The 12,395-nt window shown below is 61.5% G+C and carries 14 protein-coding genes; 6 read left to right on the top strand and 8 right to left on the bottom strand.

Annotated elements, in window-relative coordinates; genetic code table 11:
• Positions 1-2: 2 nt before the first annotated feature.
• The 3 genes from ssuC to ACQZ6J_RS00815 form a co-directional block, all read right to left on the bottom strand.
• Positions 3-839 (bottom strand): aliphatic sulfonate ABC transporter permease SsuC, encoded by an 837-nt coding sequence (ssuC, locus tag ACQZ6J_RS00805; protein ID WP_449081241.1) that lies wholly within the window; start codon positions 837-839, stop codon positions 3-5.
• Between the two features lie 24 nt (positions 840-863).
• A complete protein-coding gene (ssuD, locus tag ACQZ6J_RS00810; RefSeq protein ID WP_163987389.1) occupies positions 864-2,039 on the bottom strand; it encodes an FMNH2-dependent alkanesulfonate monooxygenase in 1,176 nt (391 codons plus the stop codon).
• A gap of 196 nt (positions 2,040-2,235) precedes the next feature.
• Entirely contained in the window at positions 2,236-3,204 is a 969-nt protein-coding gene (locus tag ACQZ6J_RS00815; RefSeq protein WP_449081243.1) for an aliphatic sulfonate ABC transporter substrate-binding protein, read from the bottom strand.
• 267 nt (positions 3,205-3,471) lie between these two features.
• On the opposite strand from ACQZ6J_RS00815, the gene ACQZ6J_RS00820 reads away from it, so the two are divergent.
• Positions 3,472-4,344: an NAD(P)-dependent oxidoreductase gene (locus ACQZ6J_RS00820; protein ID WP_449081245.1), complete on the top strand. Its 873-nt coding sequence runs from the start codon at positions 3,472-3,474 to the stop codon at positions 4,342-4,344.
• A gap of 51 nt (positions 4,345-4,395) precedes the next feature.
• Here ACQZ6J_RS00820 and ACQZ6J_RS00825 read toward each other — a convergent pair whose 3' ends face one another.
• From ACQZ6J_RS00825 to ACQZ6J_RS00835, 3 genes are all read right to left on the bottom strand, one after another.
• A complete protein-coding gene (locus tag ACQZ6J_RS00825; RefSeq protein WP_069613098.1) occupies positions 4,396-4,884 on the bottom strand; it encodes an Lrp/AsnC family transcriptional regulator in 489 nt (162 codons plus the stop codon).
• A gap of 66 nt (positions 4,885-4,950) precedes the next feature.
• Entirely contained in the window at positions 4,951-5,583 is a 633-nt protein-coding gene (locus ACQZ6J_RS00830; RefSeq protein ID WP_449081247.1) for a uracil-DNA glycosylase family protein, read from the bottom strand.
• Positions 5,580-6,155, bottom strand: a complete 576-nt coding sequence (locus tag ACQZ6J_RS00835; protein ID WP_449081249.1) for a thermonuclease family protein — start codon at positions 6,153-6,155, stop codon at positions 5,580-5,582. The genes ACQZ6J_RS00830 and ACQZ6J_RS00835 overlap by 4 nt, the downstream gene beginning before the upstream one ends.
• 123 nt (positions 6,156-6,278) lie before the next feature.
• Between ACQZ6J_RS00835 and ACQZ6J_RS00840 the strand changes: the two genes are divergently transcribed.
• Complete coding sequence (locus ACQZ6J_RS00840; RefSeq protein ID WP_449081251.1) at positions 6,279-7,808, top strand: sensor histidine kinase; 1,530 nt, start codon at positions 6,279-6,281, stop codon at positions 7,806-7,808.
• A gap of 124 nt (positions 7,809-7,932) precedes the next feature.
• Here ACQZ6J_RS00840 and ACQZ6J_RS00845 read toward each other — a convergent pair whose 3' ends face one another.
• On the bottom strand, positions 7,933-8,325 hold the full coding sequence (locus ACQZ6J_RS00845; RefSeq protein ID WP_163987395.1) for a diacylglycerol kinase: 393 nt from the start codon (positions 8,323-8,325) through the stop codon (positions 7,933-7,935).
• Between the two features lie 185 nt (positions 8,326-8,510).
• Positions 8,511-9,527 carry a nicotinate-nucleotide--dimethylbenzimidazole phosphoribosyltransferase gene (cobT, locus tag ACQZ6J_RS00850; RefSeq protein WP_163987396.1) on the bottom strand — a complete coding sequence of 339 codons (1,017 nt, stop codon included), beginning with the start codon at positions 9,525-9,527 and terminating at the stop codon, positions 8,511-8,513.
• Positions 9,528-9,655: 128 nt separating this feature from the next.
• Between cobT and ACQZ6J_RS00855 the strand changes: the two genes are divergently transcribed.
• The 4 genes from ACQZ6J_RS00855 (at position 9,656) to ACQZ6J_RS00870 (ending at position 12,382) form a co-directional block, all read left to right on the top strand.
• Positions 9,656-10,432 (top strand): adenosylcobinamide-GDP ribazoletransferase, encoded by a 777-nt coding sequence (locus tag ACQZ6J_RS00855; RefSeq protein WP_449081254.1) that lies wholly within the window; start codon positions 9,656-9,658, stop codon positions 10,430-10,432.
• 19 nt (positions 10,433-10,451) lie between these two features.
• Positions 10,452-10,673, top strand: coding sequence for a DUF1289 domain-containing protein (locus tag ACQZ6J_RS00860; protein WP_163987398.1), 222 nt, complete (start codon positions 10,452-10,454; stop codon positions 10,671-10,673).
• Positions 10,670-11,371: a retropepsin-like aspartic protease family protein gene (locus ACQZ6J_RS00865; RefSeq protein ID WP_449081257.1), complete on the top strand. Its 702-nt coding sequence runs from the start codon at positions 10,670-10,672 to the stop codon at positions 11,369-11,371. The genes ACQZ6J_RS00860 and ACQZ6J_RS00865 overlap by 4 nt, the downstream gene beginning before the upstream one ends.
• Positions 11,372-11,476: 105 nt before the next feature.
• Positions 11,477-12,382 carry a DMT family transporter gene (locus tag ACQZ6J_RS00870; RefSeq protein WP_449081259.1) on the top strand — a complete coding sequence of 302 codons (906 nt, stop codon included), beginning with the start codon at positions 11,477-11,479 and terminating at the stop codon, positions 12,380-12,382.
• Positions 12,383-12,395 lie beyond the last annotated feature (13 nt).

Genomic DNA, 12,395 nt, shown 5'->3' on the forward strand with positions numbered 1-12,395 from the left:
CCTCAATTCTGATAGGCCGGATTCCAGCGCAAGGCCCCGCGCTCGATCGTCCGCGCGACGACATCGGCAAGCTTGCCGAGGATGGCATAGATGACCAGCGTCAGGACGACGACATCGGTCATGCCGAACTCGCGGGCATTGTTGGCCATGTAGCCGATGCCCGACGACGCCGCGATCGATTCAGCGACGATCAGCGTCAGCCACATGATGCCGAGGGCAAAGCGCAGGCCGACGAGGATGGACGGCAGCGCGCCTGGGAAGATGATCTTCCGAAACAGCGTCCAGTTGCTCATACCGTAGACCCGTCCCATTTCGATCAGTCCGCGATCGACATTGCGAACGCCGTGATAGGTATTGAGATAGATCGGGAAAAGCACGCCGAGCGCCGTCAGGAAGAGTTTCGATTCCTCGCCGATCCCGAACCAGAGGATCACCAGCGGCACCATGGCAAGGTGCGGAATGGTGCGCAGCATCTGCAGCGTCGTATCCGTCAGTTGCTCCGACAGCCGCGACACGCCGTTGGCGATGCCGAGGAGGAAGCCGATCGAGCCGCCGACCAGAAGGCCCGCGAAAGCCCGGCCGGCGCTGACGAGGATGTTGTTGGGCAGCTGCCCGGAAATCGTAGTCTGCCAGAAGGCGACCACCACCGCAGCCGGTGATGGCATGATGCGCGTGGAGATCCACCCGAACGACGAACCGAGCTGCCAGGCCGCGATAACCACGACCGGCAGCAGGAAGGGCAGGAAACTCTGCAACGAGATGGCCTGCCTTGCGGCCCTGGCGGAGCGCGTGCGGCGCTCCGGGCCGACGCGTACGAAGGACGTGTCGAATGCCGACATGGGGATCTCCCTTCAAAGGTGGCGTTACGAGCCGGAAACGACCTTCAGATTGCCGCCGTGGCTGCCACCCGCGAAGATCTGCTTTGCGCCGAATTCGTTGCGGAAACCGGCACGCTGCTGCTCCTGGTTCAAGCCCAGCTCGGGGAAGAGCAGTTCCGCCACGCGATAGGCTTCTTCCAGATGCGGATAGCCGGAGCCGATCACGGTTTCGATGCCGAGCTCCTGATACTCCCGCAGTCGCGCAGCCACCGTCTTCGGCGAGCCGACCAGCGCCGTGCCGGCACCGGCGCGCACCAGGCCAACGCCGGCCCAGAGGTTCGGCGACACTTCGAGCTTGTCGCGACGGCCGCCGTGCAGCGCCGCCATGCGCTTCTGTCCGACGGAATCGGACTGCTTGACGAATTGCTCCTGCGCCTCGCGGATCGTCTCGTCGTCGAGCTTGGAGATCAGCTTCTCGGCCGCTGCCCAGGCCTCGTCGTCTGTTTCGCGGACGATGAAATGCAGGCGGATGCCGAAGCTGACTTCGCGTCCGCGCTTGGCGGCCGCAGCCCGCACCTTCTCGATCTTCTCGGCAACCTGCGCCGGCGGCTCGCCCCAGGTCAGATATTTGTCGACGCGGCCGACGGAGAATTCGATGCCGGCATCCGAGGAGCCGCCGAAATAGAGCGGCGGGCGCGGCGCCTGCACCGGCGGGAGGCCCAGCCGTGCGTTGGTCGCCTTGATATATTTGCCCTCGAAGGTGGAAGACCCCTTTTCCAGCAATTCCTCCCAGACGTGGAAGAATTCGTCCGCATGAGCATAGCGCTCGTCGTGCTCCAGATGAATGCCGTCACCTGCAAGCTCGGCCGGGCTGCCGCCAACAACGATGTTGAGCAGCACGCGGCCGTTCGAAACGCGATCGAGCGTCGAAGCGAGGCGCGCGTAGTAGGCGGGCGAAGCCGTACCGGGACGGATCGCGACCAGGAACTTCAACTTCTGCGTATGCGCCGAAAGTGCAGCGGCCGTCACGAAGGATTCCTCGCAGGACACGCCCGTCGGCAACAGCACTCCGGTATAGCCCAGCCGGTCGACCGCCTGTGCGATCTGCTGGAGATAGCCGATCTCCGGTCCGCGATTGAGATCGCCCGTGCCGAGATAAGTGCCGTCGCCAGAGGTTGGAATGAACCAGAGGAAGTCGATGGGTTTTGCGGTCGCGGTCATGAAGTTTTCCTGCCTTCTGGATGCGCGTTGTCGGGAGCCACTTCCCGATGCTCGACCTGGATAGTGACATAGACCATGGATTATATCGACAATGCAGATTTTCTATTGCCGTGCGTCTGGCGGAATATTTTTGCCGACGCAGCCCCTTCCCGTAGTGTTTCGGGCACAGGCTGCATCGGCGGGATAGCGGCGATCCTCAGCTTGCCTTCGGCCGCCAGACGATATCGGTGACGGTCAGCTTCTTGGGAACGATCCCGAGATTGTAGAACTCGTCGGCCAGTCCCTGCTGATAGGCGATCGCGGCATCGGTGATGGTGGAGACGCCGCCGAGATCGGCGCCCGGGCGCGTCAGCGTCACCCGCGTCACGTCGGCCGGAACGCCGGTGATTTCGGACAATGCCGTGACCGTGTCGTCCAGATTGGATTGAGCTGCGGCGCCGACCTTGGCCAGCTCATCGATGACATCGACGACGACCTGCGGATTGTCCTTGGTGAAATCGCTATTCGCCAGGAAATAGCTGAAGGAATCGACGATACCGCGCGCCGTGGCGAGAATGCGCGTATCCGGATCAGCCTCCGCAATGGCAAGATAGGGATCCCAGATCGACCAGGCATCGATGGCGCCCGTCTTGAAGGCGGCGGACGCATCCGGCGGCGCAAGATCGAGCGCCTCGATATCGTTGATCGTCAGGCCGCCCTTGCGCAGCGCCTTGACGGTAACGTTGTGGGCACTGGAGCCGCGCTTGAAGGCGAGCTTCTTTCCCTTGAGATCGGCAAGCGTCTGGATCGGCGAATCCTTGCGCACGAGAATGGCCGAGCTTTCGGGACTGCCGGTGTAGAGCCCCACGTAAAGCAGATTGCCGTTCGCGGCCTGGGCGAAAAGCGGCGGCACGTCGCCTGTCGCGCCAAAATCGAGGGCACCGGCGCCGAGTGCTTCGAGCAGAGGCGGACCGGATGTGAACTCCGACCATTCGACCGATATGCCGCGGTCGGAAAGCCGCTTTTCAAGCGATGCCTTGCGCTTGGCCAATGCCAGCACGCCGTTCTTCTGCCAGCCGATGCGAAAGGTCGTGGCCGCGGCTGCACGCGCCGGCCGCAGGGAAGGCAAGGCGAAGGCCGCTGCCGTGGCACCGAGAAGGCCGAGTGTCTGTCTGCGCGAAATCATCGAGGATCCTTTTCCATCCCGCCTTGGCGCTTCCGCCACCACCGGCTCGTTGTCGATGTCCAAGGATCGCAAATCCACAGATTATATCGACAAAGGATATTATGAAGTTTCACACCGATATCGAAATTTAATTCCACATGACCCTGAAATCGGAAATCAGATTTCAAAGCCTATGCCACGGTGACAAGTTGACCGACAAATCGGTCTTCCGTCCCTCCGGCCTTTCCGCTAAGCCTTCGAGTCAAATTCGGTCAGGGAGTTACAAAAATGGCAAAGGTCTCGTTCATCGGCATGGGCGTCATGGGCGCTCCCATGGCCGGACATCTGAAGGTCAAGGGCGGGCATGACGTCACCGTCTACAACCGGACCGTCGCCAAGGCCGAGGCATGGGCCAAGCAATATGACGGCAAGTTCGCCCCCACGCCGGCGGAGGCCGCTGACGGCGCCGACTTCGTCTTCACCTGCGTCGGCAATGACGACGACCTGCGCTCGGTGACCACGGGCAAGAACGGCGTGCTTTCAACCATGAAGGCAGGGTCCGTCCTTATCGACAATACGACGGCAAGCGCCGAAGTCGCTCGCGAACTCTACACGGCCGCCAAGGAAAAAGGCGTCGATTTCATCGACGCACCGGTGTCCGGCGGCCAGGCCGGAGCCGAGAATGGCGTCCTCACAGTCATGTGCGGCGGTGATGAGGCCGTATTTGCGAGGGCTCGTCCCGTGATCGACGCCTATGCCCGCATGGTCGGCCTGATGGGGCCGGTTGGCTCGGGTCAGCTGACCAAGATGATCAACCAGATCTGCATCGCCGGTGTCGTCCAGGGCCTTGCCGAAGGCATTCACTTCGGCAAGCAGGCCGGGCTCGACATCGAAAAGGTCGTGGAGGTCATTTCCAAGGGCGCCGCCGGCTCCTGGCAGATGGAAAACCGCCACAAGACGATGAATGCCGGCAAATATGATTTCGGCTTCGCGGTGGACTGGATGCGCAAGGATCTCGGCATCGTACTGGAAGAAGCGCGCCGCAATCAATCCAAGCTACCGCTTACAGCCCTCGTCGACCAGTTCTACGGCGATGTTCAGGCGATGGGAGGCAATCGCTGGGATACATCCTCGCTGCTCGCACGCCTGGACAGGAAGTAACAAAAAAGGGGCTCAATCGATATCGATTGAGCCCCTTCTTAAAAATGTCGCTCAGTCTTCGTTCGACTTCGCGTTTTCCAGCAGCATGTAGTCCAGCGGCAGTTCCGTCGAATACTTGATCTGTTCCATGGCGAAAGCCGAGGAGACGTCGCGGATCTCGATCTTGGCGATCATGCGCTTGTAGAAGGCATCATAGGCCGCGATATCCGGAACGACGACCCGCAACAGATAGTCGACATCGCCGCTCATGCGGTAGAACTCGACCACTTCCGGAAAATCGGCGATCACTTCCGAAAAGCGCTTCAGCCATTCGATCGAGTGGCTGTTGGTGCGGATGGAAACGAAAACCGTGACCTTGGTGTTGACCTTTTCAGGATCGAGCAGCGCCACGCGGCGGCGAATGACGCCATCCTCTTCCATCTTCTGGATACGCCGCCAGCATGGCGTCGTCGACAGACCGACCTTCTTGGCCAGATCGGCCACGGCCAGAGTGGAATCCTCCTGCAGCAGACGCAGGATTTTGCGGTCAAGACGGTCCATTTAAGCATCCCTTCGAATTATATTCTCTCTATAGCCTACTTTAAGCGAGAGAAAAGAAACTTTTTCTCAAGAAAGAAGGGTTTTCACACGTTGTTGCAATACTGGAAGCAGTTCGGCCTCGAACCAGGGGTGGCGTTTCAGCCAGCCACTGTTGCGCCAGCTCGGATGCGGAAGCGGCAAAATAGCCGGTGACCGGTTGGTCAGGAGATAACGCCGCCACTCCGCGACGGTCTCCGTCATCGAGGACATGCGCTGCGCGCCGAGGTGCCAGGCCTGCGCATATTGCCCGATCGTCAGGATCAGCTCGATCTGCGGCATCGCGTCCATCACCCGCTGCCGCCACAACGGCGCACACTCCCGGCGCGGCGGCAGGTCGCTGCCGGCCGCATCGTAACCGGGAAAGCAGAACCCCATCGGCACGATGGCGAAATGATCCTGATTATAGAAGCTCTCGCGATCCACCGCGAGCCATTGCCGCAAACGGTCGCCGGAGGCATCGTTGAACGGCAATCCGCTCTCGTGAACGCGCAATCCAGGCGCCTGCCCCGCAATAAGTATCCGTGCCGTCGACGACAGGGTGGCAACCGGCCGCGGCTCATGCGGCAAGCGATCCGCCTCGCCCTTGGCCGGCATGTCCCGACAGAGGCGACAGGCGGCAATCGCGGAGCGCAGTGCCTGCAATTCGTCCTCCTGCCTCATGGCGCGTTCCATCCGACGAGTTGTCGCAGATATCCGAACAACCCGGCAATCGGATCATTTCCATCGGCATGCGTCATACGCTCTTCGCGCCGATAGTCGCTCGGCCGCTCGAAATCCCCGGCCCAAAGCCCGGCCTTCGCCTGCCGCGCGATACGCTCCTCATTGGAATAGCCGCCATACGAAACCGCCATGCCTCTGCGAACCATGGCGGCATTGATATCGAGATCCCCGGCGACGCAAGTCACCAGCAGGCGACCATAGCGATCCCTCTCCTGTCCCCGGCATTCGGGCTCCCCAGTCTTAATGATTGTGGCAAGCGCTCTACGCGCCTCCTCACCGCAAGCCCAGTCAGCACCATCCCGCCGGCAGCGCTGCCGATATTCGGGAGCGTCGATCCCTTTCAGCCTCAGGCGCTCACCATTGGCAGAAAGCGTATCGCCATCAATGACGTAAAACTTGCCGTTTTGAACGATTTCCGGTCGATTGTTCATCTTCAACGCGAGTAATGCAAGAATGGCAAGCAGAGCGAAAGTGGCCACGCCGTCACGAAACAGGCGGCCTGACCGCATCACCTTGTTGCCTCCTTTAAGAACAAATCCTTGGCGAAGATGGCAAACAAATCATTTCGGCGCAGCATCTTCTTAAGGTTTGGACGCTAGTCTGTAGTCTCAGGCAGGCCAAGTATCAATGTAACCATGAGCACCGGCGTCAGCACATCGACAGATAAAAACATTGTCGACCGATCGCGCAGCCACCGTAACCGGGCTGTGTCGAAGGCGGTGCGGCAGACGCGTGAGCGCCTGCAGAGTGGCCATAGCCGCAACTTCGACCGTGAACTGATGATGATGCACATCGACACGCTGCGGCAGAGCGCCGCCGTCGTGCCGATCTTCGTCATCGTCGTTGCCGTGCTCGGCCTCTACCTGACGGGTGAGGCGAGCATTTTCCTGTGGACCGTTCCGATCCTCACGGCGCATGCCATCAACATGCTGATCGGACGGCGCGCGAAGAAGCAGGAGATCACCGTCGAGAGCGCCAGGAAATGGCGACAGCTTCTGTTGCTGGGACAATTGCTCGTCGGCTTCTGTTGGGCGCTCTTCGCCATGCAGAATTGCGCGACATGCAGCGGCGACAGCTTCGCCCTCTATAAGGGCACGATCCTGCTCGTGGCGATCTGCATCACGGCGATGTCCAGCTTCATGCTGCCGCGCGCGGTGCCTTTTTCCTTCGCGCCGGCCACAGTGGCATTGGCCGTCACGGCCATTGTCACCCGCACGCCATCGGACATCGCGCTCACCGCCGCCGTCTCGGTTGCCGTGGTGTTCTTCACGTTCATCACCAACCGCATGTATCAGTCCAACCTGAAAATTCTCTCCTTTCAATCGGAGAAGGATGATCTGATCGCCGAGCTGGAAGTGGCGAAGTCCATGTCCGACGAAGCGCGCCGCCGCGCTGAGGAGGCAAACCTCGCCAAGTCGCGCTTCCTTGCCTCCATGTCGCATGAGCTCAGAACCCCGCTCAACGCCATCCTGGGCTTTTCGGAAGTCATGTCCGCGGAAGTCATGGGGCCCCTGAACAATCCGACCTACCGCGAATATACCAGCGACATCCATCGATCCGGGCAACATCTGCTCAACCTGATCAACGAAATCCTCGATCTGTCGCGCATCGAGGCCGGCAAATACGAACTGAACGAGGAAGCGATCTCCCTCCTCGATATCGCGGAGGATTGCATCGGCATGGTGCAGCTTCGCGCGCGGGCCAAGAACATATCGATCTCGTCGCAATTCGAAGCGCAGCTCCCCTCCGTCTGGGCCGACGAGAAATCGCTGCGCCAGGTGATCCTCAATCTCCTGTCGAATGCGGTGAAGTTCACGCCGCAGGGCGGTGAGATCAGCGTCAAGGTCGGCTGGACGGCCGGCGGCGGCGAATATGTGGCCATCAAGGACAATGGGCCTGGCATTCCCGAGGAAGAAATACCCGTCGTGCTCTCCGCCTTCGGACAGGGCTCCATCGCCATCAAGAGCGCCGAGCAAGGCACGGGCCTCGGCCTGCCGATCGTGCAGGCCATTCTCGCAAAGCACGACGGTCAGTTCGTGCTGAAATCAAAGCTGAGGGAAGGCACGGAAGTCATCGCCATCTTGCCCGCCAAGCGCGTGCTGCAGAGCCTGCCGGCCATCGAGGACGCCCCGCTTGTCGAGCGGCGCAAGAAGAGCTTCGCCTGAGAAAACTCCGGACTTCGGCGCCTGATGCAGGTCACGCAAAAGTGCGCAGCAGGTTTGCGACACGACATGCGCGAGATCAAAGACCTAGAACGCGGAAAGCAAATCTGAAGGATCGCGACGCGCTTTAGCGGAAAAGCAGATGGCTGCCGATGATGTAAAAAAGATAAATGCCGGACGCGACCAGCATGCAGAAAACGGCGAAGGAGCCTAGATCCTTGGCGTGTTTGCCGACATTGGAGATTTCCGGCGAAATCCGGTCGATCACCTCTTCCACCGCCGTATTCATGGCCTCGACCGCGAATACGCCGAGGAACAGCACCATGGCGATGACGATCTCGCCGATGGTCGCTCCGACGGCGATCAAGAGGATCAGCGCCACGGCAGCAAAAAGCAGCTCCTGGCGGAAGGCCGACTCCTGCAACAGCCGTTGAAAGCCGCCCCAGGAATAGCCGGCAGCGGCAAAGAAATGCCGGATACCCCTTTCCTTGGTGACTGCTGGTTTCGAAAACTCGGCCATTCCCGTTCCGTCCGTCATGTTCCGGTTGCAGGTTTCATGCTTTGCGAATACCGCCTCACTAAGGGCGAAGCAAGGCGGCACCTTCAGCCGCCCTCAGAATTCATTACAGATTTGTGACGGAAATCGATAGTCTACAGGAAATTTAGCGGCGAAACGCTTGTCTCAACGCCTCGCCGCCCCCGTTTCTAGTGCTTGTTGGTGACGCCGGCGCTTTCGAACGTCGCCATGCCGGAATGGCAGGCAGCCGCAGCCTTGACGATGCCGGCGGCCAATGCAGCCCCGGTGCCCTCGCCAAGCCGCATGCCGAGCGCCAGCAGCGGCGTCTTTCCAAGCTTCTCGATGGAACGCAGATGCCCCGGCTCGGCCGAGACGTGGCCGATCAGGCAATGATCGAGCGCCGAGGGATTGGCCGCCTTGAGAATGGAGGCCGCCGCCGTCGCGACATAGCCGTCGATGATAACGGGGATACGCTCCATGCGCGCGGCAAGGATGGCGCCGGCCATGGCCGCGATCTCGCGGCCGCCGAGGCGGCGCAGGATTTCCAGCGGATCGGACAGATGATCGCGATGCAGCGCCACGGCCTTCTCGACGGCGGCGATCTTGCGCCTCAGCATCTCGCCTTCGGAACCGGTGCCGGGGCCAACCCAGTCTTCAGCCTTGCCGCCATACAGCGCGTAGTGAATGGCTGCAGCGATCGTGGTGTTGCCGATACCCATTTCGCCGACGCAGAGCAGATCCGTGCCACCGGCAATGGCCTCCATGCCGAAGGCCATGGTCGCGGCGCAATCACGCTCGCTCAGCGCCGGCTCCTCGGTGATATCGCCCGTCGGAAAATCAAGCGCGAGATCGAAGACCTTGAGGCCGAGATCGTAGGCCACGCAGATCTGGTTGATCGCAGCGCCGCCGGCGGCGAAATTCTCCACCATCTGCTGGGTGACGGATGGCGGAAACGGCGTAATTCCCTGCTTGGTGACGCCGTGATTGCCGGCAAAGATCGCAACGAGCGGCCGGGTCACAGCCGGCGGGCGTCCCGTCCAGGCGGCCAGCCAGAAGGCGATTTCCTCGAGCCTTCCAAGCGCGCCGGGCGGCTTGGTGAGCTGTGCGTCACGCTCGCGCGCGGCCACGAGTGCCCGGGCATCCGGCCCCGGAAGGTCGCGCAGCAATGCGCGGAAATCGTCGAATGGGAGGCCGCTGACGCTCATGAATGCGTTCCTTGTCTTTTGGTCTCAAATCGGGTTCTTTGCGTGCGACTCTATTAGTCTTCGGAATCGGCGCGAACAACTCCAAAAAACGCCCGATGCTGTCGCGCGTATGGCGGGGAGAGGAAGAAATGCGGGAATACATGCGCGACATCGCGCGCGCGGTCGCCTTTCTCAGCCGCATTCCCGTGCCGGCATCCTTCTTCGAAGGCTACGACGGCAAGCTCGCGCGCGTTTCCCGCGCCTTCCCCTTCGCCGGGCTGCTGATCGTCCTGCCGGCCGCCCTCGTCTTCGGCACGCTGCTTGCCGTCAACGCCGATCCGCTGATGGCCGCGATGCTTGCGCTCACCGTGCAGACGATCACCACGGGCGCTCTTCATGAGGATGGGCTGAGCGACACCGCAGACGGGTTAGGCGGCGGCAAGGACCGCGAACGCGCACTCGAAATCATGAAGGACAGCCGCATCGGCACTTATGGCGCTGCTGCACTTATCCTGTCCTTCGGATTGCGTGCGGCAGCGCTCGCCGACCTCGCCCGCCACCTTGCGCCCTCCGACGCCGCCATTGCAATTCTCGCGACTGCCGCCCTGAGCCGCGGCGCGATGGTTTGGCATTGGTATGCCCTGCCACCCGCCAAACCGGATGGCATAGCCGCCTCCGCAGGCAAGCCGGAAGGAGATGCCATGCAACTGGCGTTGATTGCCGCGCTCGGCCTCGCCGTGCTGCTCGTCGCGCCTGCCCTTGGCGTTCCGGCACTTGTTGCCTGCCTTCTCACCACCAGCATCGCAACATTTTTCGCCGCCGGCTACGTGCGCCAGAAATTGTCCGGCCATACCGGCGACACCATCGGCGCGACCCAGCAGATTTGCGAGATCGCATCCCTCTGCACCCTTGCCATGTGCGTTTGAAGCCTCGATATATGATCTCATGCTAACACCCTGCATCCTTGTCTGCTCCATCGACACAAATACCGGCTATTGCTTCGGCTGCGGCCGTACTGCCGCTGAAATCGGCGCCTGGATGACCTATAGCGACGACGAACGCCGCCAGATCATGGAGACGCTTCCGGAGCGCCTGACGAAGGTCGAGCGCAAGCCGCGCAGGGAAACCCGCCGTCAAAGGATGGCACGGGAGCGCAGTGCCGTATGAACCGCCTGAACGTCGTTCTCGCCATTCTCGGCATCGGCCTCGCCCTGCTCATCTTCAACAATAACAGCGGCACGACCCTCGGCATGCGCAACGACGACTTCGCCCGCGTCGTCTATCTCCTGCCGATCGCCCTGATGATCAGCGCCGCCGTCTGGGCAAGCCGCCACACGGTCAGCCAGTCGATCCGCAATCTGTTGATCTGGCTGGTCATCATCATGGCGCTCGCCACCGCCTACATCTATCGTCACGATGCCGAACAGGTCGGAAACCGTGTCTTCGCCGGCTTGATGCCAGGCCATGCCGTCGTCGTCACCACGAGCGAAGGCGGCCAGGAGGTCATCCTTCACAAGCGCTCGAACGGGCATTTCGAAGCCCAGGTCATGATTAACGGCCAGTCGATCGACATGCTGATAGACACCGGCGCCAGCACCATCGCCCTGTCGCAGGAAGACGCAGAGCGCGTCGGCATCATTCCGGAAAACCTCACCTATTCCATGACCGTCCTGACGGCCAACGGCCGCGCCAAGGCGGCTCCCGTCGAACTTGGCTCGGTTTCAATCGGCCCGATCAAGCGCAGGGATGTCGAGGCGAGCGTGGCCGAAGCCGGCAAACTCGATCAGAGCCTGCTCGGCATGAGTTTCCTCGAAACCTTGGGGTCGATGCAGATGCAGACGGACGAGCTTCGGCTTCGCGATTGAGGGAAACGAGTTGTCGGATGCGATAGTTCGGTTGGGACCGAAGCATTCCTCGACCCCTTCACTCTAAAAGACGGCAGATCCGAACCGCACGAAGAGTGAAACACCATGGCGCCCGCAAAAACCAACATAACGACGGAACTGCTGCTTCTCCTTGCCCTCGCGACCTGCTGGGGCGCCTCCTACACCTTCATCCGCATCGGCGTCGCGACCATTCCGCCGATCACGCTGATTGCCGCGCGCACCTTGATCGCCGGCGGCGTCCTGCTCGCGATCATTCGCTGGCGCGGCCTGCGGCTGCCCAGGGACGCGGCCACCTGGAAGCGCTTTTTCATCCAGTCCTGCCTCAACAGCGCGATTCCCTTCACCCTGATCGCCTGGGCCGAACAGACCGTCGATGCCGGTCTCGCAACCATATTGAATTCCACGACGCCGATATTCGCCTTCCTGATCGCCGCATTCCTGCTGCGCAGCGAACCGCTGACGGGACGCAAGCTGTTCGGCGTGATTGCCGGCATGGCGGGCATTTGCCTGATCATCGGCCTCGATGCGCTGCATGGCATGGGCAGGCAGTTGCTGCCGCAGCTCGCCGTCGTCGCGGCATCGATCTTCTATGCCTGCGCCGCCTTGTTCGGCCGTAATTTCAAGGGACTGGACCCGATGATGCCCGCAGCCGGCTCATTGCTCTGCGGTGCTGTTCTTCTCATTCCCGCCAGCTTGATTTTCGAGCATCCCTGGCAGGCCGCACCGTCTTCGAGTTCAATCCTGGCGCTGCTTGGCCTGTCGGTCGTTTCAACCGCCCTCGCCTTCAGCATCTACTTCCGGCTCATCCAGACCCTCGGCCCGGTCGGCACGACGGCGCAGGCCTATCTGCGCGTCCCGATCGGCGTCGGCATCGGCGTGGCTTTCCTTGGCGAGCCGCTGTCCCCGACGGCGGCGATCGGTCTCGTCTGTGTCGTGGCCGGCGTCATGGCGATGACCATCGCGCCGCGCAAGCGGGTCGTGGCCGGCTGAAAGCCGCCGGTTT

The sequence above is a fragment of the Rhizobium sp. A37_96 genome, assembly GCF_053521765.1.